Genomic DNA, 21468 nt, shown 5'->3' with positions numbered 1-21468 from the left:
GTACCAGGAGGAACCACCATTGGACTCGGAACGGGGCCTTGCGTCGCGCAGGATAGTTCCGGCGGAGCCTGGACCGCGGGCGTCCCCCGAGGATGGCCTGCGATTGGATGGCGGCGCCCCAGACCTGCTTGACCTGTCGCGTCAGCAGCGCAACCTGCTACTCCTGCGCCCCATCTTCCAGCTCGAGCGCTACAAGACGATGCTTGGTGATGAAGGCAATGCGGACAGGACACTGTTCCACGGTATCGACACCCACTACCTCGCGTTGTCCGCCCTCGACCTGATGATGGAAGCGACGACCATTTCCAGCGGAAGTACATCGGTCGAGGTCGTGGCTCACCTGGGATACATCGCCAGCCGCATGAAGCCTGGCCTCACATCACCTCAGGCACGCCGCATCGCGGATGTCGTCCTTGACGCGCTCGACAACAAAGCCAACAACCACAGGGAGTTCAGCGCGGAGTTCTTCGACGCATCTGCCGGCACCGCCAGATCGATCCGATATCGACTGGTCCGCTTCGAACCAGACGCCGATGACGTCTACCGCTACCGTCCCACCGCCGAGGGCTACCTCGTCTACCTGGGAATGCTCGACCTCGCGCCGGAGGATTCGCAGGAGCTGATGGAGAAGATGCTCGACCTGCTGGTGCGCCGCGGCCGGTTCGAGGCCGCCGTCGAGATCGCACGGCGAGCCCGGAAGTACTCCATCGAATACCGCCAGCTGATCCGTGACCAGCTCTATCAAGCTTACCGGGCGCCCGGCAGCGTCAACTGGAGCCGCGACATGGCAAGCCGGCTGGACGAGGCACGAGCACACGTGCGCCAGCGCCAAGCGGAAGACGCGCGGATGGAAGAAGCCGTTGGTGAAGCCCTGCTCGGTGCCGACGAGCCGAAAACGCGCACGAGCCTGGTGCAGCTGAAGGAAACCATCCGTAGCGCCAGCCTCATTCGGCTGCAGCTCGTCACCGACATCAACGTGGCGCCCGAGCGTTTCATCGAAGCACAGCGCGCAGTCTTTCGCGCACGCAGGCCCACCGGTCTCCCGGACCTTGAGCCGCAACTGCTTCCGCAACTCGTCAACCTTCCCACCCGAGTACTCTCGGCAGAAGCGGACGTCTTCATCAGTGCGCTGTACCCACCCGTGTGGCCGAAGGTGTACGACATGAACTCGGTGTTCACCCTGCTGCTAGAGCAACGCGGGGAGGACACGGAGATCGAGACCGACCCAGGCTCGATCGAGAAATTCGAGCCTCCGCCCGACCAGTTTCCAAAGGACCTCGTGCAGCGCGCCAACGACTGGCTGACTGGGAAGTTCGCCACCGGCCAGCGGCTGCGCATCGACCAGTTGCTGGATGCCGCCGAAGACGAAGGCCTGGACAGAACGATGCGGCGGTGCCTCGTGCTGATCCTTTTCCGCTCGTTCGCACGGTCCGAGAACCAGTTCAAGAACGTGAGCGTCGAACTCACGGGAGAGACGTTCCACCTCGACATCGCTCAGGGCAGCGCCCTCGCATTTGTTCCTCAGGAAGATTCAGCATGAATGCAGAACCTACCGTGCGCAACGCCGCGCGACTGACGTACAAGGCGCTACACACGACGCTGTCACCCATCAACGACGCGGAATACCGCGAACTGCTGGCCCTGTGCAGAGCGGACCCGACGTTCAGACAGTACGTCGAAGATGTCGCGGCCGGGATGGAACTGCAAATTCTCGACTTGAGCGAGCAGCGCGGTCTCATCGTGGTTCCAGCCTCCAAGGACAGCCGCTTCGCGGTGCGTATCACGGATATCCGCAGCGGCATGACGCCGGATCAGAAGGCGGCCCTCGTGCTGGCCCACATCGCCATCGCCGCGGTCTTCTTCCCGACGACCGATGGACTGGACGACGACAACTACTCCCCGCCCCCGGCGTCGGTGGCCACCTGCCGCGACACGCTTCATGCCCTGGCGCGACGCCTGAAGGAGACCTCCGACCTCCCGCCGGACGTGCCATTTGAACTCGCGCCCGGCTGGGAGACGATTTCAGCACTGCCCGTCGCCATCCCGTCCGGTCAGCGGGCGTCGCACGCCTCGGTCGTCGGCGTCGTCAAGATTGCGCTGAACCATATGGCGCAGAACGGCCTTGTCCGGCTCGACCGCGACGCGGAGGACGAAGCGGCGGCGACCTATACGCCCACCTTCCGGCTGCGGGTGCAACTGCGAGAGCTGGCGTTGCGGCGACTCTACGAGATGGCGCAACTGGCTACGACCGAGCGCAAGGCGGTGTGATCATGCAGAAGATTTCCCGCCTCCACCTGGGCAACTGCGGCTTTCGCACCGCATGGTATGAAGGGATGACCTTCGATCTGACCGACCCGGACAGCGGCTACCCGACCGACACGCTCATCAATCTGGAAAACGGCGGCGGCAAGACCACACTCATCGGCCTCGTGTTCTCGTGCTTCGAGACCGCTCAAGAGAAGTTTCTCAAGCACATCCAGAGCAAGCACAACACCTTCTCTCAGTACTTCACTCATGATGGCACGCCTGGATTCATCATCGTTGAATGGCTCATGCCGTCCAGAACGGCGGGAGCAGAACCCTACCGCCTGGTGACCGGTCAGGCGGTCGCAGTGAGGTCGCACACGGAGCCACCTGAAGTCGACCGCATGTTCTTCTCATTCGAGGAGCACACCGACCTCGGCCTGACGGATATCCCCGCCCCCGGTCTGGCGCAGCCCACGCCGACCTCCATGCAGGAGTTTTCGCGTTGGCTGTACGCACGGCAGAAAAAATACCCGGGCGACGTTTTCATCAGCCACAACCGCCAGGCCGAGTGGCAACGGCACTTGAGAGACGAGCGTCTCATCGACCTGGATATGCTGCGCATGCAGGTCAACTTCTCGGCCCAGGAAGGCGGATTCGACACAGGTTTCCTCGATTTCAAGACGGAAGGCGAGTTCCTGCGCAAGTTCCTGCACCTGACCAGCGACACGACGAAAGCCGACGAAGCACGCAAGCTGGTGGTCGCGGTGTGCGAAAAGCATCGCCGCAAGCCGCAGTTCCAGAAGCGCCGCGATGAACTGACCAGATTCCGGGCGGCACTGAACGCGTTCGCCGACGCTGCCCAGCTGTATCTCGAGACACTGGCTGCGCAGCGCTCGATGCTGGTCCGTGGCGCTCAGATGGTCCAGGCTCTGCAGGCCCGCGCCATCTCCTTGCGCTTCGACCACGCTCAGGAAGCGGAATTCGAGCGGCTCCAGCGACAACTGGCTTCGGCCGCGCTTGCGGATTCGACGCTCCACACTAAGGAGCAAGCGACGGTCACCTGGGCCTGGCATCAGAAACGCAGTGCGCAAGCCAAAGCGCGCAAGGAGGCCGCCGATGCCCGGGTAAGAGACCTGGAGCGGGACGAGCAGCTCATTCGAGCGGCACGACTGCAGAAAGAAATCATCGGTGTCGACGAAGAAATCAAAGAGCTTGACGCACTAGCCGAAGCCGAACGCGCAAATCTCAAGCCGACAAAGGACCACGCCGAGATTCAAGGGGCACTCCTGCGCCGAGCGCTATTCAACGAAGAACAGCGACTGAAGGCGGCACTCCAAACGCTCGATCAGCGGGCTGCCGCGCGTGAGGAGGCACGGACCACCCTTCGCAAGAAACGAGATCAAGCCGAAGCCGACGAGCTCCGACTGGTGGGAGAACGCTCGAAGCTTCAAGCGGCCGAGGAGGCGTATGCCCGGCGGCGTGACGCATTGCAAGCAGACAAAACGTTTCGGGCGCCAGAGGAAACCACCGCCGAAGCGCTCGAACGCCTCGATACCGAGGCTGCAACCGCGACCGCCGAGCGCGACCTGCATCGAGCGTCTCAACAACACTGCGCCAAGCAAGCGCGGGAGCGTCGGCAGACCGCCGCAACGGAAAGCGTCCGTGTCGCCGAGTTGGCCGGCAAGGCCCAGTCAGCCGGCGAATTCATCGCCCGAGGGGAAGCCGAGCTTGAGCGTCTGGCGCAGTTGCCCGCTCTGCTGAACGCCATTGAATCCGACCGCGTCGACCCGCTGTCCGCGGCCTTGCCCGCACGCCTGCGCGAGGTCGTCTCCGAGTCGGCAAGACAAGTGTCTCTGGGAGACGTGCGCCTGGCGGAGTTGCATGCCACCAGACAGGCCATCGATGAAACCGGCGTTGCCGGCTACAGCGCCGATGTCGCACTCGTCGTCCAGACGCTTCTACAGGCAGGTGTGCGCTCGGCCCAAGCCTACAATGCGTACATCTCCCGCGCTCTGCCCGATGCCTCCAAAGCGCGAACGCTCGTCGCCAGCGATCCCGCCCGCTTCCTCGGCGTCTCCGTAGCATCCACGGAACTTGACAAAGCCAGAGCACTCGCCTGGGAGACGCGCCGACCTGCACGGCCCGTGGTGGTATCCGCGGCAACCCTTGAGCCTGCGACACAACTGGCCGAGCGCGTGATCGTCGCGGCCGAGGACGATTCGGCCTTCAACGTCGAGGCTGCGGCCAAGCTGGCCTCCAACCTCGAACTTCGCGTCGTCGAGGAAAATGAGCGCCAGTCAGCCTATCGGGAGCGCCAGGACCGGACGCTGAAGGCGATCCACGAACTCGACACGTATGCGAAGGAATTCGGCGACGGAAAACTTGGCAATGCACGAGCCGACAAGCTGGCCTTCGAAGAAGACGCTGCCGTGGCGACAGCGCGCGCGGAGTCCCTCGAATCACAGGCGCTTGAACTGGATGAGAAGGCTCAAGGACTGGAGCTGCAAGCGCAGGCGGCTGATCTGCGACGCCAGGCCGCAGTCCTGTCTTCGTCAGCAGTCCGCAGTTTCCAGAGCGAACACGAAGCCGGCCACGAGGAACGCGTCCGCAGACTTGCGGAGATCGTGCAAAGCATCATTACTGCACAGGAAAACAAGTCTGCAGCCGATGTGGGCCTTGAACAACTACAGAAGGAACACGACAGCGACCACGGCTTGCGCGTGAGCACAGGCCATGAACTCGGGCTCGCCGGCGAAGAGCGGGCGGGCATTGCCCACTATGACAAGGACTATCCGGCCCACGAGCAGTTGCTGCAGAACCCGCGGCCAGTGGAGACATTGCGCCGCATCTATCGCGACGCCGAAGCCGCCTACCACGCGCAGGAGCAGGAGCGACTCGGACTCCTGGCGCACAAGCTGGACGATGCACGAAAGCGCCGCGAGGACAAGGCCAGAGAGTTCACCCGCGAGTTCAAGGGCGTGCAGATGTCGGATATTGCTCCATTCCTGAACCTTAATCACGAAGAAGAACTGGCTGGCTTCAAGGCAGCGCTGGAGGCGGCCAAGCCAGAGCAAGTGAATGCCGCCTCGAATCTGCAAGTCGTGAATGGCGATTCAAAGAAATGGTTCGACTCGAACAAGTCCAACCTCGGACCCGCAGAGCCCGCTCACGAAGCTTTGGACCTGGATGCCCTGGCTGCTCTCATGGTGGACGCCGAGGGCCGCGTGGTCTCGGCGCTGGAGCGGATGCGCGTGGCCAACGAAGCCGCGAACCAGGCCGCAGACCGGGCAGATCGAAAGCGCCAGGCAGCGCAGGCCGACGAAAAGATCGAGGCGCTGCTGCGCAGCAGCATGGGCCTTGCAGACAAGCCCGACCCCATGCTCATCGCAGCGGAAATCGGTGCCCAGGTAGGAGTGACCTTGGAAGTGCCAGACCCAGACAGTTTGGTTCTCGAGACCGATGCCAGCAATCAGGTCAGCGCGCTGCTGAGGGACTACACAGGCAAGAATCAAGGCGTCAGCAAGTTGCAGGAGAAGGCTCAAACCGCCTTCGACCTCGTCAAGGCAGCTGCGTCGCAGCCATCGTTCCGCGAGGTCGACCCCGATGTTGCGCAGCACATGGTCGCCAACGCGTTCGGCGCCGCGTGCACGGACGCCAGGCGCCTCCTGGAACACCTGGACGACCGCATTGCGACGACCGAGGCGACGCTGCAATCGATGCAAGCCGATTTCGACGCCTGCGTCGAGGAGGTGCTTGCCGTCGTCCGCTCGGCCATCACGACGCTCAATCGCGCGATGAGCAAGGACAAGTCCGTGCCAATGGGCGCCCCATACGTCGGTGGCAAGCAAGTCCTGAAGATGCGGGCAAATTTCAGCACGATCCCGGTCGAGACACGACGCCAGACCCTCAGCGCCTACCTCGATACATTGGCCGATACGAACGTGTTCCCGCCGCGCGGCACGGATCTCATCGCCGATGCCGTGATGCGCGTTTATGGGCGTCCGCTGGGACTGCAAGTCCTGAAGATGTCCATCGAGGAGACAGAGCAGTACGTACCAGTCGAGCGGGTATCGAACTCCGGTGGCGAAGGCGTCGTCATGGCGATGTTCCTGTACCTGGTCATCAACCAGCTGCGAGCTGAGAACCACGCGCAAGTGCATCGCATCGCCGGCGGACCACTCATCCTCGACAATCCCTTCGCAAAGGCCACTAGCCCCGCCATGTGGCGCGCCCAAAGGCTGCTGGCCGAAACCATGAACGTCCAGTTGATATTCGCCACGGCGCTTCAGGATTTCAACGCTCTCGGCGAGTTCCAGCGGTTCATCCGCTTGCGCCGAGCCGGACAGAACAGCAAAACCAGACGCTGGCACCTCGAGTTCGCGAACCTGAAACTCAACGACGGGCCAGAGGAGTTAACAGCTTGAGTACATTCCTTGAAGCCCTGCTGTCGTCGCCGCGCAAGCGCGTGCCGCTGGACGAGCTGCGCCGACACTACTTCTCGTTGTACCCGGATGTCCAGAACAGCCCGGAACGCAGTTCGATGCTGCTGGAAGCGCTGAAGAAGCTAGAAGCTGACGGCGCCATCTCGCTTCCGGCTTCCGGAAGTTGGGAACAGGCCGGTTCGCCGCCTCTTCCGCTCTGGATCACCTTGAAGCGCACGCCTCGCTCCAAGGTGGCCGTGACCCACGCCACCGTGACCTGGGCACCGGAGCTGGGATTCTGGCCGGAATTGAGGCCATCGCAGTTGTCAGCGTTGCAGCCCATCAACGACTTCCTGCTTCGACGCCGGGGGACTTTTTCTCCAGTTCCCATCAAGGAGCGTTCCCTGGAAATCTTCGGCGACGAGAAGCGACTCGACAACATGTGCACCAGGGACTTTCTCTTTGGCGGACGACTCCCACTCTCCGTCATCGGTTGCTTCCGGGTACCCCAACCGCTGCCGTATCGCAAGGTTGATACGCCTGGCAAATCCATACTCGTTGTCGAGAATCACAACACATACTGGAGCTTTGCAGAATGGAACGAGGACACGCGACGATACACCGCAGTCGTCTACGGTGGAGGCGAAAACTTCAGACTCACTGGGCGAGCGTTGCAGCAGGCGATGCTGGAAACAGGAGCTTCTTCAGCGGAATACTTCGGGGACCTGGACCCGAAAGGCTTGTCAATTCCCGTGGACTTCAACCGCTGCATTGAACCGGGCTATCCGACTGTTTCCGCAGCGCTCCCGTTGTACCGCTGGTTGATTGCAAACGGGATTCGGCGTGAAAAGCCAGAGTGTGCAACCTATGCTGTAGGGCTGGCAGTTGCTTGGCTCGGCTCAGAGCTGGCTGCAAAGCTCGAAGCAGTTTGGTCTTCGGGCATGTGGCTGCCTCAGGAAGCTCTAGGCACCGAGCAGCTCCATTCTGGCGCCATGGACATCATGGCCACACCAACCCGCGGTTTGGACGGCTGAACGGAAAAACACATAGCCTCCAGCTACGGTGGTAATCCCCCTTTTTAGCGGACTTCAGAAGTGGAGTTATGCAGCCATCGCCAGTTTCATCGCTGGCGTGATGCCGCCTAGGGAAGGTCTGAACAATTCCCCATGATCCTGCGACAATCGCACAGAGGCAACGGGACGATGACGATGCAACTTTCCTTCGGCGACGCTGAGTACAACGGCAAGCGCAAGCGGACGCGGCGTGAGGTGTTCTTGGCCGAGATGGATCAGGTCGTGCCGTGGAAGGACCTGCTGGGGCTGATCGAGCCGCACTATCCAAAGTCGGGGCAGCAGGGGCGACAGCCGTATCGGCTGGAGACAATGCTGCGCATCCATTTTTTGCAGCAGTGGTATGCATTGAGCGATCCTTCGGCGGAAGAAGCCTTGTACGACACGGTGTCGATGCGCCGTTTTGCGAAGATCGGCGGGCTGGACGAGGTGCCGGATGAAACGACGATTCTCAACTTCCGGCATTTGCTGGAGCGGCATGATTTGGCGCGCAAGCTGTTCAACCGGGTCAACGCGCACCTGTCGCGTAAAGGGCAGAGTCTGCGAGGCGGGACGATCGTGGACGCCACGATCATCGCTGCGCCCAGTTCGACCAAGAACAAGGATGGCGAGCGCGATCCGGAGATGCACCAGACTAAGAAGGGCAACCAGTACTTCTTCGGGATGAAAGCGCACATTGGGGTGGACGATGAGTCGGGCCTTGTCCACCATGTGGAATGCACGGCGGCCAACGCAGCGGACATCACGCAGGCACATAAGCTGCTGCACGGCAAGGAAGACACGGTGAGCGGCGACAGCGGCTACACCGGGCTGGACAAGCGCGGAGAGATGAAGCGCAAGCGCAAGTTGCGCTACCTGATCGCCGAGAAGCCCTCGAAGCTGAAGCAGATCAAGAGCAAACGCGAATTGAAGTTGGTCAAGCGGTGGGAGCACACCAAGGCCAGCCTGCGCGCGAAGGTGGAACACCCGTTTCGTGTGATCAAGCGCCAGTTTTGCTACGTCAAGGTGCGCTATCGCGGCCTGGCCAAGAACACCTCGCAGGTGCTGACGCTGTTTGCGCTGTCGAACCTGTGGCTGAAGCGCAAAGAGTTAATGCCCGCCGCGGGGTAGGTGCGCCTGTAATCTGGGTAATACCCCGCAAATGCGCCCAAAACGGCAAAAAATCGAGGATCTGAGTGCCTTGAGCGCGGCCGATGTGGCTTACTTCATTTTCCCGACGCGTTGATCAGGCCATCCCTAGCGCCATGTTCGGGCGCTCATGGTTGTAAGTCCATAGCCGGCGTGTGGCCTTGTCCTGCACCCGCTCGATGGTGTCGAACAGGGTGCGGGCCAGCCAAGCGTAGCGGACCGTGCGGTTGTAGCGTTCGACGTAGGCGTTCTGTTGTGGCTTGCCCGGCTGGATGTGCTCGTTGCGCAGGTACAGGAAGCAAAGGCCGAAGCCCCAGTCGCGATACGTCGTCGTCAATCGCACCAGCCAGTCCGCGATCCGTGCGTTTTCGTCCCACGCCTCGGCCTGGTACCGATAGCAGGTCTCACTCACCTCGAAGCTCTGGCAGGCGTGCCGGATGTTCGTGCGTCCGACTTCGACCGCAGTTCGGGCCATCTCCCGACGTTGAGATGGCCTCACCATTTTTTTGCCATCGTCTCCTTCAGCAGGTCGGCACTGAGCTGGGCGTCGGCGTACATCTTTCTTAGGTGCCGTTCTCGTCCTGCAGCTCGTTGAGCTGGGACATCAGCGACGCATCCATGCCGCCACGTCATTGCACCTTGATGCGCGCCAGCACTTCGGCCAACTGCCGACGATCCGCGGCGCGTTTAGCCGCCGTGCGTTTCCCCAGGTTGTGCAGCTTGCGCCGTACACCGGGCAGACCGGCCGCATTGCCAAGGCCGATCAACCCGAAATCCGGCTGCTCATCCTCGACCGATTGCAGAAAAGCGCTCGACGGCTCATCCAACCAATGCGCCACGCGCGCCAACAGGCGCTCGCGGCTCTCCAACAAGGCCGTCGCTTCAATAGGCTCAGCCGTCATGCCCTTGAAGTGAGCGTAGAAGGTGGCCTCGAAATCCGCAGGTACACGCGGCGCCAGCATTTCCCATGCTGGCTTCGGACTGCATGTCAGGTACACGAGAAATGTCCGCCAAAAACCTGCATCCGCCCGCTCATCCTCCAGCAGCAAGCCCACGTCGAACAGATCGCGTGGATGCTGCCGCGACAATGCCGCCGCCAGCTTTCCGGCATACAGGTCGGCGAAATCCAGTACCTGCACTTCGGCGAAGCCGAACGCCTCCTCCACCTTCGGGCGCACGACCATGGTCCGCACTGGATGGACCGTCCCGCGCATCACCGGCGTCGTCTCGATCTGCACCCGCGCGCGGCCGCGACTGGCCACCAGCCGGGTGACCGTCCCGCCTTCGCCCGATGACGCTTGCACCTGCAATTGCGAAGGCCAGGCGCACATCGCGTCGGCCAGTCGTCCGAGTGCTTCGGCGATCAGCTTCGCATCCTCGGCGTGGTCGTGCACCGGCAGCCAGGCCAGGTCGATGTCCACCGACAGACGCGGCAGATCATGCTCGAACAGGTTGATGGCAGTGCCGCCCTTGAGCGCAAAACGTGGCTCCTGGGCCAGCACCGGCAGGATTTCCACCAGCAGCCGCACACGGCCGGTGTAGCGACGATCCCACCGATCAAGCCAGGTGCTCATCGAGGTCTCCTGGCAAGGTGATCTGGTAGGTCGGATGCAGGCGCCCACCGGGCACCAGCGCACGCTTGCCCCGGCCCAGATCGACACCCTCCATCGGCACGTGCGCCAGCCAGGCATGCCGGTGGCGATCGGCCAGCGCCAGGAACAGCCGCTTGGCCTTGATGCTGCGGCAGTGGCGCAACAGCAGGCCGACCCGCTGAGGCCGCAGCGTGGTCATGGCCTGCATCAGCGCATCGGCCTCGTAGACCCCTGCCGCATCCGATACGCCATCGCACAACTCCAGCATGGCCCGCTCGGGCGTCGCGCACACCAGGGCATCGACACCAGGCGCAGCGGAATGCCAGGCCAAGCCCGCCTCGGATAGCGCCTTCTCGGAGACTTCCGCAGTGAAGGACACGGCCGGCAGATCGAACGGTCCATTGCCCTGGTACTCGAAGCGCTGCTCCATGGATAGCTTGCCGCCCCAGCCCGGCGGCGGCACCGGCCCGTAAAGCGTGATCGTCCCGGCATCGCCTAGACGCAAGTAGTGCTCGTGCCCTTGCAAGGCCAGCGCGAAGCGTCCCCCGACATGCAGCGGCATGCCCTCCCCGACCTGCAGGCTGCGGACCACCCCATCCCATTGCAGCCGCCCGCCCGCGCGCATGTACACACCACGCGCTGGCGACACCAGCCAGCCGCTGCCCACGTAGCGCGCGACCAAGCTGTTGGAGTAGTCATGCGCGCGCAGCCAGCGGCTCGACACCAGTTGCGTATCGCCCAGTTCGGCTAGCAAGCGGTTCAGTTTTCCTGGATTTTGAGCATCCATAGTGCTCAAAATATCATTTTTATAAACTACACCCAAGACTGACGGGTTTGACGAAGTTAGGAAAAGATCATTCAGAGTGATGCTTTCTGGATAAATGCAAACCTCAGGCTGTCCATTCGAAGCAATCACGGTCAATGCCATCATGCGCCCCTCCCTCACAAAGCCGGGCTGAGCACCGGGACCGACACGTTCTCCGGGAGCAGCTTCGGCACATGCGTACGCCCATCGATCCACGCCTCCACCATGTCTGCCCACTCCTGCAGCATGTGACGCCGCGGCCCGGCGTACTCAGCCTTGTTGTAGACCGACCGCGAAGACCTGCTGCCCTCTCCGTGCGCCAGGCACTTCTCGATCCAGTCACCGTTGAAGCCGACCTCGTTGAGCAACGTGGATGCGGTGCGCCGCAGGTCATGCACCGTGAATGGCTCCAGCGGCAAACCGGCTTCCTTCGCGCGGGAGCCAATGAGCTGGGTCACTCGGTTGAGCGTTGCATGCGACATGCAGCGATCGGGGTCATAGCGCGACGGCAGCACGAATCGCGAGCCAGCCGCGCAGGTGTGTAGGGCCACGAAGATGTCCATCGCCTGCCGCGACAGATAGACCACGCGCGGCTTACGTCCCTTCATCCGCACCTTGGGGATCGTCCAGGTGGCGTTTTCGAAATCCACCTCGTTCCACGTTGCCTCGACCAGTTCGCTCTTGCGCACCATCGTCAGCAGGATCAGACGCAAGGCCAACCGGATGGTCGGATAGGACGCAATGGTCTCCAGTTGGTGGAAGGCCAACCGGATTTCGGCGGGCGAGAGCGCCCGGTCCTTGGGAACGAAGGTCGCAATCGAAGCCGCCTTCACATCGTCGGCCGGGTTGGCGAGCCGTTCGCCATGCAGGATGGCGAAGGCATAGACCTGCTTCACGATGTCCCGGACGTGGATGGCCGTGGCCGGTGCGCCGCGCGCCTTCACCTTGTTGCACAGCGCCCGCAGGTCGTCGGGGGTGACTTCCCTCAATTTGCGATTCTGGAAGACCGGCAGGATGTCGCGGTCGATGATGTACTTGCGCATCGCCCGGGTGCTGTCGGCCATGCGGGCATCGGCCAGCCAGCGTTCCGTCATCTCGCCGAAGGTCCTGGCGGCAGTCAGTCGCCGCTTGGCCCGCTGCTTCTCCAGCGCCGGGGAGTCTCCTTGAGCAACCGACCGCTTGGCGTCGAGCAGCCGTTCTCGGGCCATGGCCAGCGACATGCCGGCCGGCCCATACCGTCCGAGCGTGAGCGTCTCGCGGCGTCCGTTGAGACGGTAGTCGTAGCGGAAGGTGATGGTACCGGCGGTCGATACCGCCGCGTACATGCCATCGCGGTCAAAAACCTTATAAATCTTGGACTTAGGCTTGAGATTGCGCAGTGCTGTGTCGGTGAGCATTGAGGATGTTACTCCTGTTCGTGACGGCTTTTACCGTCAGGAACCTGGAGACCCGTTGATGCTCGGAAAGCCGCATGAAACAAGCTTTCCAGGGGAGTGTTTTACCGTCAAAGACCGGTTTGGTCTCAATAGTAAACGGGAGGGTCTCAATCCGACCTCCGGTTCTTACCGTCAGCTCTACCGTCAACCCGTTTTGCTGGCCGGCGATAGTCACCGATAGCTGCCGTGAGGTATTTCTTTCTAAAGCAACACGTTATGACAGACTTTCGATAGCTGACGATAGTCCCCGAAGGACCTGATTTCACTCCCACTCGATTGTCTATAAGCATAAAAATACTTTTCATGGCAATAACTTACGAATCAACCGTCCAGTTGATGCCATGAAAAGTGCCATGCTCAGATCAAGGGGATGAACACTGCTTGCCCTGGTGCCGGGCAATGGCCTCTTCCAGCGTCTCACCGGGCTTCCATCCGAACAGGTCGCGGACGCTCTTCGTTCTGACATGGCCGGGCGGCTTGAACTCGTAACCGGCGGCGATCATCTCGGCCGCCACATCCTCGGTAATGAAAAACGGCTCGGCCTCGCCGCCATTGCCTAGTTCTTTCATGTCGGAAAGCATCATCTCAAACACCTTCGTCAAAAAAAGCGGTCATTGCGGTTGCAAACCAAAATAGCTGGCTTTCCGTAAAGTCTTCACGTATCCACTCCGGCAAGCTATTTCGCGGGAACTGTAGCTGCCCAAGCGCCGTAGCAAGCTGCTGCAATTTGATGTTGATGCGCGTTTCAAGGTCAGCCGTCTCAATACCAACGGCCAAAGCCTTCGCCAAAGCAAGCAGCACTTCTAAAAACACGAAATCAGCGGAGATGGGGTTATCCGGTTGACCAATAAATGCCCAAAAATCCTTCCCAATACACCGATAAACGCGAACTGAACGAGTGGCACTGTCAATGAGAACACCGGGCTTTGTCGCTCGATCCTCTTCCTCAAACCCGCTTTCCAGCAACTTCACCAGAATCTGGTTTTCTTTGTTATTCGTGGTGCAGTCAGTGCCATAGGTCAGTCCTAGCACCACGTCAATTTCCTGAACGCCCGGATAAGTTGTTCGTGTTTGTTCAAGCCAAGTGCGATAGTTATCTATGATGGCTCGGGTCATGCCCTGAACCTGTGTGTCATTGATAGTATTGGGGCCACTCTTAATGGAGGTGAGATAGCGCCTAGCACCGACCACTACTGATTTGTCAATTTCCCTCCAAACCGAATTGATGCGACGCTGCGCCTTCTGCTCATTGCTTAATCCAATAAGAGCATCAAACTCTGCACGCTTCTCGGGAGCCTCAATCCATTTGTTTGGTGATACGACTGGATATTGCCCAACAAATGCCGCTTCAATTGATTTTCCAAAGGAAGTTTCAAGACCCATATAGAGCTTGCTATTGAACAGGAACGTACCAAACGCCCGTGGATCATCAAGGTTCATCACACTGGCCGAGGTCATCAAAACATACGGATTCGTTCGATAATCGGCCAAATGTGAGCGCCGCTCAAGAGCGGCAGGCAAATTAACACTAATATAACCAGCCAGGGCATGAGCCAGAGTCTCAACGCGTTCCTCGGTCACCTTCGCAAAGAGCGCGACTATCTCTTTGGTGTTAAATCTGTGAGTTCTTGACTTAAGGGCTGCCGTAAAAGGATTCGCCGCTGCACGAGTTGCCATTTTATTATCCAATCGCACTAATTTTTCTTAGGGTTTGCGGGGGCTCATAGGAAGCAATAGAGTTATCCTCACCATCCTCCCACACTAGGGTCTTTCCCCCTTTGAACCATTGTCGTGTGCGGACGTGTGATTGAACATACACCACGCGATACCCGTCAGGCTTCTCAGCCTGAGAAAGCCAGTTCTGCTGGCGTAATTTTTCCAGCTCTTCGGCAATTACCTGACCTGCTATCTCTCCCAACCGAACAGGTACAGCGTTTCCAACTTGGGCATACTGCTGACTTGCTGTTCCTTCAAAGCACCAATTCGATGGAAATTCTTGTATGGCGGCATATTCTTTCAGTGAGAGTGCCCGCACTTCAGCCGGATGGCAAAGTGCGGTACTCGCATGGTTCGGCATGGTCACCAAGGTTGGACACGGTAAATCGTAGCTCAGACGTCGCCACCATCCTGATCGACCACCCTTAGCAAACCATGCGTTTCCCATTGACTCCTGCTGCTTATCAACAGGCAGGCTGCGCCAGTTTGAGCCAGGCGGCACTAGGCTGAGGAAAGATTTCTTTCGCGGGCTGAAATCCATGATGACATCAGTCGACGAATATTGCAGATGCCCTATGGCATCACGTAGCGTTCGCCATGGCTTTAGTTGAGTTTTTCCAAAAAGACTCCCTTGCGATTCCTTCGGGACACGAGCAACGCCATGTGTCGGGTCAGGGAAATTCACAACAGCGTTGTAGCGATTGCCAATGAAAAGGGCGCGCTCTCTTAACTGGGGGGCGCCATAGTTCACCGCATTCACTTCAAAACAATCTACATGGTAGCCATTGCCGTTTATTCCCTGGAGGGCCTGCAAGTCTTCCGCAAATAGGCGAACAACTGAGCCAGGCAGCTCATCTGGTTCAAGTGGCGGCCCTCCCTTCTCCGGTCGCTCGGCAATGGGTCGATGCTTGAGCGCAGCAGACAGCAAGCCTCGCACGTTCTCCATTAGAAAGAAGCGAGGCTGCATATATTCCACGAATCGAAGATACTGCCAAAGTAATGTACCGCGTGGGTCTTGCGTGGCCATGCGACGCCCCGCCGTACTGAACGACTGGCAGGGGGGGCCACCCACTAAAACGTCAAGCTCACCTGGTTTAAGACCACATGCGGCCAAAACCACTGCCGGGTCGAGATTAGAAATATCTCCTTCAAACACCTTTAAATTCTTAGGCAGATTTCCTTTCGCGTGATTTGCTCGAATCGTGGCACAGAAACTTGGTTCCTTTTCAACACAGGCTAGCAACTCAAATCGTCCGGTCTTTTCGACGCCAAGATCTAGGCCCATCGCTCCTGAAAAAAGGGAAATTACAGAGTATTTTTCAGCCATAATGATGCGGCCCACTATTGATTATGTTCATTTACTGAAGCTCTTGGGCCAGCGAACAAATCCGCTTGGCCGCGTTGCTGTTTGCTTGTGAAGGTGCGCATAAAATCGCGCAGCACGTCGGCAGCAGCTCGATCTTGGGCGCGGCAAGCTTGCACGAAGGCTTCGCGCAACTCTTTTTCCACCCGAATGCGCATCCCGGAGTCTTTAATGGCCATTCTTGCACTGTACCACAGATGGATACACAAATGTGTATCCATGGGCAGCGAGGGTAGCAAGGTCAAGCGGTAACTTTGCCAAGGCAGCAAGCTCACCGCACCAGTTCGTCAGCGACGTCATGTGCTTCGGCCCCAAGGCCGGATATGAGGTACGCCAAGAAGATGGGCTGCTGCTTTCCCCGAAGAATCCGGTAACGTATTACATGTCCCCTATGACCTCATCTAAATGAGTCGGGCCGAGCAACATCAGCATGAGGTGTTCAATGAGCAGGAAGGAAACCGAGAAGGCGATTGCAGATGGCCGCGCCGGCCGCGTTGCCGGGCGGTTTAGCTCGGTCGATGAGCTGCTGGCCGATCTGAAAGCCGACGACACGCCGGGGAACCTGGAAACCTGGCTGCATGAGAAGGCCGGCCCAGCCCATGACGCGCTGAAAGCCGGCCCGGCCCGCGCCGTCTTGGCTGACCGGGTGCGCTACACGCTCGATGAGCTGCTGGCCCAATGCGCCCCTTCGGCCGAGTTGACTACGCAGGAGCGGGAATGGCTGGATGCGCCTGCGGTCGGCCGTGAAGTGCTGACGCCCTTCGATCCGGCCGAACACCTGACCAATGCCGAAGCTGTGGCTGCACTCCTGGCCGATGCGGAAGCCACCGGCGACCAGGCCTATATCGAGCACGCCCGCGAAGTTGCGGCACGTGCGCGGACCATGCACGGCATCAAATAGCGAAGCTGGCCAGCATCGCTATTTCTGGCGGTGCTGCAGGTGGATCTCATCGCCGGAAATGACGATGCGAGATCCACGCCAAGGGGAAGGTACAGGGCGGCCGTCATCGCTCGAACTGGCGATGCTCGAGCACGCCGGCGCGCATCGTCGAAAACTGCGATGCAGGCCCGAAAACGACAAGGGCGGCCACTGGCCGCCCTTGCTGTTCCTGGTGGAGCCTACGCGGCGAGTGACTGCCGCACCGCATCCAGGGCCTGGCGGAAATCGTCCCGCGTGGCTCTGCCCGTCTCGGCCTGGTAGTACAGCACCATGAACATATTGGCGACGGCTTCAGCCATCGGTGAGAGCTGCCGCGCCGCCTCTTGGTCGATCCAGTCCAGGGCCGCGAGCTGCGCGGCCGCATGATGAACTGCCTGGGTTGCGATTGCATTGGTAGGATTCAAGGTTGCCATGCTTCACCTCTATGGTAGGTGGGTTGTGGAAGTGTCGGCCGGCCCCACGCCGGCCGGCGCGCCTTATCGCTGGCCGCTGCTGTAGAAGCCGGCGGCATCGGCCAGCGGCGTGTTCCTGTTGCTGCCGCTGTAGCTGTTGCCTGATGACCTGGCCGCCGGTCTGGTGGCCTCGATAGCAGACGCGGCAGGGCGATCAATGAAGGCCGCCACTTCCGCCGCTGCATCAAGCTCGGTTGATTGATCGCCAGGCCGCTCAAACTCCACCGCCGGCCGCTGCACCTGGTCGAGCGCCAGGCAGTCGAAAAAGCCACTACGTCTCATGATCACGCCTCCGATTTACCGTGCTCGCGGTTAGCGAATGCGGCCACTTCATCATCAGGATCGGCTGCGGCCGAACCAGCCCCTGCCAGGTTGTTGCCGCCGAATGTCGGCACCGCCTCGACAGCGGCGGTCTGATCGCTCTCCGCGCTCGCCCTGATCGCCGCCGCGATCTTCCCGCCGGTGGTGTCGGCGATGCGTTCGACAGCGGCATCGCGGATGCTCGTCGCCTTGGCCTTCGCAACCTCTCCGACGCCTTGCATCAGGTTCGCGCCGGCGTCGGCCGTCACGCGGCCCGCCGTGCCAAGCGCCGATGCGGCCGAGGCCAGCAAGCCGGGGCCGGTGCTGCCTGGCGCGGCCTGCTGGCCGCCTTGCTGGGCTTTCTTGCTGCCGGCTTCGTCGCCACCCTTCGAGATGGAACCGCCACCCGATTTACCGGACTGCTGCCCATTGCCGCCACCCGATCCGCTGGCACCGCTGCCCGAGTTGCTGCCGAAACCGGCGGCCTGTGCAAGTGGTGTAGTGGTGCCCGCACCTGAGCTTGACCCGCCACCAAAGCCAGCAGCTCGCGCAAACGAGCCTGCATCGCTGCCGGAGTCGGAGCCGCCGCCGAGCATGGGCATTCCGCCCGATTCACCGCCGGCGCTCGACCCCGCTTTCTCGAACGCTGCCTTGACCGCCGACATACCTCCGGCGGCCGAGGCTGCACCACCCATCACGGCCGCGCCGGCCACGCTTGCCGCACCGGCGGCCATGCTCGCCGCGCCCATAGCGGCACCGATGGCAGCACCCGCGCCGAAGTTGCCGATGCCACCCGCGCCACCGATACCCGACCCGGTGATGATGCCGGCGACGAGAGGGGGCACACGATTGACCAGCATGAGCAACGCCACGCAGAAAACCAGCATCACGCCCAGCTCTTCAAAGTTCAGCGTTCCGGTGTTCATCCTGGCGTAGAAGCTGGAAAGCAGGTCGTTCCCGATGCCGACCAGGAGCACCATCGTCATGATCTGCACGGCCACGCCCAGCACGGTCTTGTAGTAGTTGAGCGCCATGTCGGAAGTCCAACGCGACCCACCGAAGCCGAGGAAGAAGATGCCGGCGTACATCAGCAGCCAACCCGAGACGAGCAGCAGCAGCATATTCACCGCTACAACTGCCAGCAGGATCAAGATGCCAACGCTCAAGGCCACACCGATGAAGCTATCCACGGGCGACCAGATCGACGAGTTTGTGAATGCCTGCTTCAAGATCATGAAGCCGATATCCACGATGCCCGAGGGTGTCACCGATGCCACCCCGGATGCCTGCTCACCGATCCGGGCCAGTGACTGGATGATCGAGTTGGCGAAGGCGGGGCCGTTGCGCAGCAGCCAGAGGAAAAAGCCGAAGAACAGAATGAAGCGGATGAACTCGGCGAAGAACTCGCCAATGTCGGCCTTGCGCAGCGCCATGAAGCCGAACGTGAAAACCAGCGAGATCGTGCCCAGCGTCCAGAACAGGAACATCGCGGCATTCATCACCACCGTCTGCCAGGACGTGGCCCGCGTGGCGAACTCCGTCACCACCTGGTCAAGCATCCCCTGGTTGGTGAGCTGGGCCGATGCGGCGGTGGAGTAGAGCGCGAGAGCGACGCCGATCAACGCCGCCTTGTGCAGTGCTTTCATGGCTTCGCCTCCTTCTGGTCTTTCGGGGCGGCCAGTTCGAGCCAGTTCATGGGCTTCTCGGTCGGCGCGATGCCGCCGGCGGCCGGCGACCGGCGCGAGCACAACCCGGCGAATTTCTCGCGCGTGGCCCTGTCCTCGATCTTCTTGATCGCCTCGATCTGGCAGTTGGTGTCATTGACCTCGGGCATGGGCGGGATGGCCGGCTTGTTGTCGCAGCCGGCCACCAGCACCACCACGAAGCCGGCAAGCAGCATCGTTTTTTTCATGGTGCAGGGCCTCCGTCAGCGGGTCAGTTCGAGCCAGTTTCTCGGGCTGGCCGTGCGCTCGATCCTGGATTCCCTGGAAGTCGCGCCGGCGGCCTGCTGTTGCGCCTCTAGGTCGGCCTGGGCCTGCATCCTGGCGGTCGCGGCACTCTGCTGCGCGATCAGCAAGCCACGGATTTGCAGGAGCTGGTTTGCCTGGTTGGCGGCGAGCTGATTGGCGAAGCCGATGGCCTGCATCTGCCCGGTCGCGCCCTGCGCGGCGGACTGGAGCCGTTCCAGCTGGCGAGCATCGGCGGTAAGGTTGCGCTGCTGTTGCTCCAGGCCCTTGAAAAGTGCGTCGTTCGCCTTCTTCTGGCTCTCGCTCGCCAGGCTGCGGTTTTGCTCCATCGCGGCGCGCTCGGCATCCGAGCACCCGGCGGCCGAGAAGCACGGCGAGCCACGGTAGTAGGCCACGTCCTGGAACTTGCCCAGGTAGTTGTCGAGACTGCCGAGCTGGTTCTTGTAGTAGTCCAGCGTGTTGACGGCATTCATCAGCCCGTTGATGGTGGACTGAGCCTGATCCCAGATGTAGGCCGCCGGGGCCATCGTGTTTTGCAGCATGTTTTCGTACTGCTGCAATTGGGTCTGGTACTGCTCGATCTGCTTGAGCGTCTGCGCCACCGACTCGATGGCCGTCATGACGTTCTGCACCAGGTTGCCGCCGTCGATGACGGGGATGCCGGCCTGCGCCGGGGTGATGATGATGCTGCCGGCCAGGACGGCAGCGAGCGCGGTTTTAGCCGCTAAAAAACGGACGTGCTTCATGGTCGCAATCTCCATTCGATGAAAGAAAGGCAATGCCTTGACCAAGCTCGCGCTTGCCCATAGCAAGGTTTCATCGAAGAGCTACGCCACTAGCCAATCGGTATCGCCCTTGGCACTGAGGCCCGGACTTCGGTGTTTCTGTTCTCGGCCCTTATGGGGTGCCCCTGGCCTTATGCGTCCTCCCGAGGGTGATAACGCTCAGGCCTGTGGCCTGGAAGGGCCTTGTGTCGCGTCCAGCACACCGTAATTTAGCCGCTAAAACGCTCAAGGTTTAGCCCTCGGCTGCACCACCGACCTCATAAGCTGGCTCATATCGTCCTGGGTGGCCTCAATCCGACCCAGCAGGGCAAGGATCGTGGCATCGCCGAAGCGGGCCGTGCGCGGGTCGTCGGTGAGCCATAGTTTGAGCAAGCCGCCCAGACGGCCAAGGTCGCCATTCACGCGCACCAGCTCGCGCACGTAGTGGTAGTCCATGACGCCCTTGACCTGGTAGCCCTGGCCCACGTCGCGCAGGTAACGCGCAACGCTAATCCCCGCCCTCTTGGCGTTCTCCTCGATCAGCTCGCGCTCTTCGGGAAGGCAGTACACCTTGATGGGCGGGCTGTTCTTCCGCGTGACCCTCTTCTCGTCGTCCATTCGTTCTCCAGCCGGCGGTAGCCGGCAGCCTCGCAGAGCAGGATGCCCCGTTGAGCGCCCCCGGCGCGAATAAGGGGAAGTGAAGAAGGACAACCCGCTTGCGGGTGGGCCTACTTCACCTATCCTGCCCGCCTTTCGGCGTTGTTTTTGCATCGAACGATTCATCGAATCTCGCGCTATAAGCGCCCTATTGCTGCGCAACAGCGCGTCCGCAGCGTGAAAACGGGAAGGAAATGGCCCATTTCCGCGCGCTTGCAGCGATCCAACAACCAATAACAGTGCATCAGCCGTGCGCTTGCAGCGATTGAGCACGGCTCTTTCCTCACTTCGTGTTCTGACTCGTGGAACCGTGCGGCGCATTGGTGATGTGCTGGCGAACGTATTTCAGAAAGGTCTCGTAGCGGAAAGGAATGCGTCCACTCTCGCGCATGTATTCCCAGATGATCTTGAGCGCGTAGCCAGCCTCCATCGCTGCCGTCACGTCCGAGCGCACCGCCATGAACACGGCCAAGTAGTCCCTGCGCTTTAGCTGTGAAGTCTGCTGCTTATGAGCGAGCCGCGCGGCCAGCTCGTCCGGGTAACTGCTTTCTGTCGTCGTCATGTCCGTAAACCTCCGTTATCAATTGAACTACTCCGAAGGTTACGGAGT

20 protein-coding genes and 1 pseudogene are annotated in these 21468 nt (G+C 60.8%); 6 read left to right on the top strand and 15 right to left on the bottom strand.

What is annotated here, in order from left to right:
- Window positions 1–103 precede the first annotated feature (103 nt).
- The 5 genes from XarbCFBP7408_RS04640 to XarbCFBP7408_RS04620 all read left to right on the top strand — a co-directional run bounded on the left by XarbCFBP7408_RS04640 (window position 104) and on the right by XarbCFBP7408_RS04620 (window position 8848).
- Complete coding sequence (locus tag XarbCFBP7408_RS04640; RefSeq protein WP_219820257.1) at window positions 104–1540, top strand: hypothetical protein; 1437 nt, start codon at window positions 104–106, stop codon at window positions 1538–1540.
- Window positions 1537–2268, top strand: a complete 732-nt coding sequence (locus XarbCFBP7408_RS04635) for a hypothetical protein (RefSeq protein ID WP_104561797.1) — start codon at window positions 1537–1539, stop codon at window positions 2266–2268. Before XarbCFBP7408_RS04640 ends, XarbCFBP7408_RS04635 begins: the two co-directional genes overlap by 4 nt.
- Before the next feature lie 2 nt (window positions 2269–2270).
- On the top strand, window positions 2271–6671 hold the full coding sequence (locus XarbCFBP7408_RS04630; protein ID WP_146093736.1) for a hypothetical protein: 4401 nt from the start codon (window positions 2271–2273) through the stop codon (window positions 6669–6671).
- Window positions 6668–7702: a Wadjet anti-phage system protein JetD domain-containing protein gene (locus tag XarbCFBP7408_RS04625; RefSeq protein ID WP_104561793.1), complete on the top strand. Its 1035-nt coding sequence runs from the start codon at window positions 6668–6670 to the stop codon at window positions 7700–7702. Before XarbCFBP7408_RS04630 ends, XarbCFBP7408_RS04625 begins: the two co-directional genes overlap by 4 nt.
- Window positions 7703–7876: 174 nt before the next feature.
- Window positions 7877–8848, top strand: coding sequence for an IS5 family transposase (locus tag XarbCFBP7408_RS04620; RefSeq protein WP_104561917.1), 972 nt, complete (start codon window positions 7877–7879; stop codon window positions 8846–8848).
- A 115-nt stretch (window positions 8849–8963) separates the two neighbouring features.
- On the opposite strand, the pseudogene XarbCFBP7408_RS04615 reads toward XarbCFBP7408_RS04620, so the two are convergent.
- The 8 genes and pseudogenes from XarbCFBP7408_RS04615 to XarbCFBP7408_RS04575 all read right to left on the bottom strand — a co-directional run.
- Window positions 8964–9492, bottom strand: a pseudogene (locus tag XarbCFBP7408_RS04615) (integrase core domain-containing protein); the annotation flags it as partial.
- 3 nt (window positions 9493–9495) lie between these two features.
- Window positions 9496–10440 carry a nucleotidyl transferase AbiEii/AbiGii toxin family protein gene (locus XarbCFBP7408_RS04610; RefSeq protein ID WP_104561791.1) on the bottom strand — a complete coding sequence of 315 codons (945 nt, stop codon included), beginning with the start codon at window positions 10438–10440 and terminating at the stop codon, window positions 9496–9498.
- Window positions 10424–11245 carry a type IV toxin-antitoxin system AbiEi family antitoxin domain-containing protein gene (locus XarbCFBP7408_RS04605; RefSeq protein WP_104561789.1) on the bottom strand — a complete coding sequence of 274 codons (822 nt, stop codon included), beginning with the start codon at window positions 11243–11245 and terminating at the stop codon, window positions 10424–10426. Before XarbCFBP7408_RS04605 ends, XarbCFBP7408_RS04610 begins: the two co-directional genes overlap by 17 nt.
- A gap of 155 nt (window positions 11246–11400) precedes the next feature.
- Window positions 11401–12660, bottom strand: coding sequence for a tyrosine-type recombinase/integrase (locus tag XarbCFBP7408_RS04600; protein WP_104561787.1), 1260 nt, complete (start codon window positions 12658–12660; stop codon window positions 11401–11403).
- A 401-nt stretch (window positions 12661–13061) separates the two neighbouring features.
- Window positions 13062–13283 carry a transcriptional regulator gene (locus XarbCFBP7408_RS04590; RefSeq protein WP_258072014.1) on the bottom strand — a complete coding sequence of 74 codons (222 nt, stop codon included), beginning with the start codon at window positions 13281–13283 and terminating at the stop codon, window positions 13062–13064.
- A 1-nt stretch (window position 13284) separates the two neighbouring features.
- The gene (locus XarbCFBP7408_RS04585) at window positions 13285–14376 is read right to left on the bottom strand and encodes a PmeII family type II restriction endonuclease (protein ID WP_104561783.1); all 1092 of its coding nucleotides are present in this window, start codon (window positions 14374–14376) and stop codon (window positions 13285–13287) included.
- A gap of 4 nt (window positions 14377–14380) precedes the next feature.
- Window positions 14381–15757 carry a DNA cytosine methyltransferase gene (locus XarbCFBP7408_RS04580; RefSeq protein ID WP_219820256.1) on the bottom strand — a complete coding sequence of 459 codons (1377 nt, stop codon included), beginning with the start codon at window positions 15755–15757 and terminating at the stop codon, window positions 14381–14383.
- Window positions 15757–15999: a plasmid-related protein gene (locus XarbCFBP7408_RS04575; RefSeq protein WP_258072013.1), complete on the bottom strand. Its 243-nt coding sequence runs from the start codon at window positions 15997–15999 to the stop codon at window positions 15757–15759. Before XarbCFBP7408_RS04575 ends, XarbCFBP7408_RS04580 begins: the two co-directional genes overlap by 1 nt.
- A gap of 314 nt (window positions 16000–16313) precedes the next feature.
- Between XarbCFBP7408_RS04575 and XarbCFBP7408_RS04570 the strand changes: the two genes are divergently transcribed.
- Window positions 16314–16679, top strand: coding sequence for a transcriptional regulator (locus XarbCFBP7408_RS04570; protein WP_104561911.1), 366 nt, complete (start codon window positions 16314–16316; stop codon window positions 16677–16679).
- 218 nt (window positions 16680–16897) lie between these two features.
- On the opposite strand, the gene XarbCFBP7408_RS04565 is transcribed toward XarbCFBP7408_RS04570, so the two are convergent.
- From XarbCFBP7408_RS04565 to XarbCFBP7408_RS04535, 7 genes are all read right to left on the bottom strand, one after another.
- Window positions 16898–17131, bottom strand: a complete 234-nt coding sequence (locus tag XarbCFBP7408_RS04565; protein WP_104561779.1) for a type I toxin-antitoxin system ptaRNA1 family toxin — start codon at window positions 17129–17131, stop codon at window positions 16898–16900.
- 63 nt (window positions 17132–17194) lie between these two features.
- The gene (locus XarbCFBP7408_RS04560) at window positions 17195–17452 is read right to left on the bottom strand and encodes a hypothetical protein (protein WP_104561777.1); all 258 of its coding nucleotides are present in this window, start codon (window positions 17450–17452) and stop codon (window positions 17195–17197) included.
- A gap of 2 nt (window positions 17453–17454) precedes the next feature.
- A complete protein-coding gene (gene trbL, locus XarbCFBP7408_RS04555) occupies window positions 17455–19116 on the bottom strand; it encodes a P-type conjugative transfer protein TrbL (protein WP_104561775.1) in 1662 nt (553 codons plus the stop codon).
- On the bottom strand, window positions 19113–19382 hold the full coding sequence (gene trbK, locus XarbCFBP7408_RS04550) for an entry exclusion lipoprotein TrbK (protein ID WP_104561773.1): 270 nt from the start codon (window positions 19380–19382) through the stop codon (window positions 19113–19115). The genes trbL and trbK overlap by 4 nt, the downstream gene beginning before the upstream one ends.
- Window positions 19383–19397: 15 nt before the next feature.
- Window positions 19398–20198, bottom strand: a complete 801-nt coding sequence (trbJ, locus tag XarbCFBP7408_RS04545) for a P-type conjugative transfer protein TrbJ (protein ID WP_429001402.1) — start codon at window positions 20196–20198, stop codon at window positions 19398–19400.
- Between the two features lie 249 nt (window positions 20199–20447).
- Complete coding sequence (gene traJ, locus XarbCFBP7408_RS04540; protein WP_104561771.1) at window positions 20448–20819, bottom strand: conjugal transfer transcriptional regulator TraJ; 372 nt, start codon at window positions 20817–20819, stop codon at window positions 20448–20450.
- Window positions 20820–21141: 322 nt separating this feature from the next.
- Window positions 21142–21420, bottom strand: a complete 279-nt coding sequence (locus XarbCFBP7408_RS04535; protein ID WP_104561769.1) for a TraK family protein — start codon at window positions 21418–21420, stop codon at window positions 21142–21144.
- Window positions 21421–21468: the final 48 nt, after the last annotated feature.

The organism is Xanthomonas arboricola pv. guizotiae, from assembly GCF_002940205.1.
In the GTDB taxonomy this organism is placed as follows: Bacteria; Pseudomonadota; Gammaproteobacteria; order Xanthomonadales; family Xanthomonadaceae; genus Xanthomonas; species Xanthomonas arboricola_C.
Note: the sequence above shows the minus strand (reverse complement) of the source record. Positions and strands in the feature narration are given on the sequence as shown.

Bases quoted from the DNA above. Each gene is read 5' to 3' on its own strand.
- XarbCFBP7408_RS04635 (WP_104561797.1), top strand. From the start codon at position 1,537: ATGAATGCAGAACCTACCGTGCGCAACGCCGCGCGACTGACGTACAAG.
- XarbCFBP7408_RS04630 (WP_146093736.1), top strand. From the start codon at position 2,271: ATGCAGAAGATTTCCCGCCTCCACCTGGGCAACTGCGGCTTTCGCACC.
- XarbCFBP7408_RS04620 (WP_104561917.1), top strand. From the start codon at position 7,877: ATGCAACTTTCCTTCGGCGACGCTGAGTACAACGGCAAGCGCAAGCGG.
- XarbCFBP7408_RS04610 (WP_104561791.1), bottom strand. From the start codon at position 10,440: ATGAGCACCTGGCTTGATCGGTGGGATCGTCGCTACACCGGCCGTGTG.
- XarbCFBP7408_RS04605 (WP_104561789.1), bottom strand. From the start codon at position 11,245: ATGGATGCTCAAAATCCAGGAAAACTGAACCGCTTGCTAGCCGAACTG.
- XarbCFBP7408_RS04600 (WP_104561787.1), bottom strand. From the start codon at position 12,660: ATGCTCACCGACACAGCACTGCGCAATCTCAAGCCTAAGTCCAAGATT.
- XarbCFBP7408_RS04590 (WP_258072014.1), bottom strand. From the start codon at position 13,283: ATGATGCTTTCCGACATGAAAGAACTAGGCAATGGCGGCGAGGCCGAG.
- XarbCFBP7408_RS04585 (WP_104561783.1), bottom strand. From the start codon at position 14,376: ATGGCAACTCGTGCAGCGGCGAATCCTTTTACGGCAGCCCTTAAGTCA.
- XarbCFBP7408_RS04575 (WP_258072013.1), bottom strand. From the start codon at position 15,999: ATGGATACACATTTGTGTATCCATCTGTGGTACAGTGCAAGAATGGCC.
- XarbCFBP7408_RS04565 (WP_104561779.1), bottom strand. From the start codon at position 17,131: ATGGCAACCTTGAATCCTACCAATGCAATCGCAACCCAGGCAGTTCAT.
- XarbCFBP7408_RS04560 (WP_104561777.1), bottom strand. From the start codon at position 17,452: ATGAGACGTAGTGGCTTTTTCGACTGCCTGGCGCTCGACCAGGTGCAG.
- trbL (WP_104561775.1), bottom strand. From the start codon at position 19,116: ATGAAAGCACTGCACAAGGCGGCGTTGATCGGCGTCGCTCTCGCGCTC.
- trbK (WP_104561773.1), bottom strand. From the start codon at position 19,382: ATGAAAAAAACGATGCTGCTTGCCGGCTTCGTGGTGGTGCTGGTGGCC.
- trbJ (WP_429001402.1), bottom strand. From the start codon at position 20,198: ATGGAGATTGCGACCATGAAGCACGTCCGTTTTTTAGCGGCTAAAACC.
- traJ (WP_104561771.1), bottom strand. From the start codon at position 20,819: ATGGACGACGAGAAGAGGGTCACGCGGAAGAACAGCCCGCCCATCAAG.
- XarbCFBP7408_RS04535 (WP_104561769.1), bottom strand. From the start codon at position 21,420: ATGACGACGACAGAAAGCAGTTACCCGGACGAGCTGGCCGCGCGGCTC.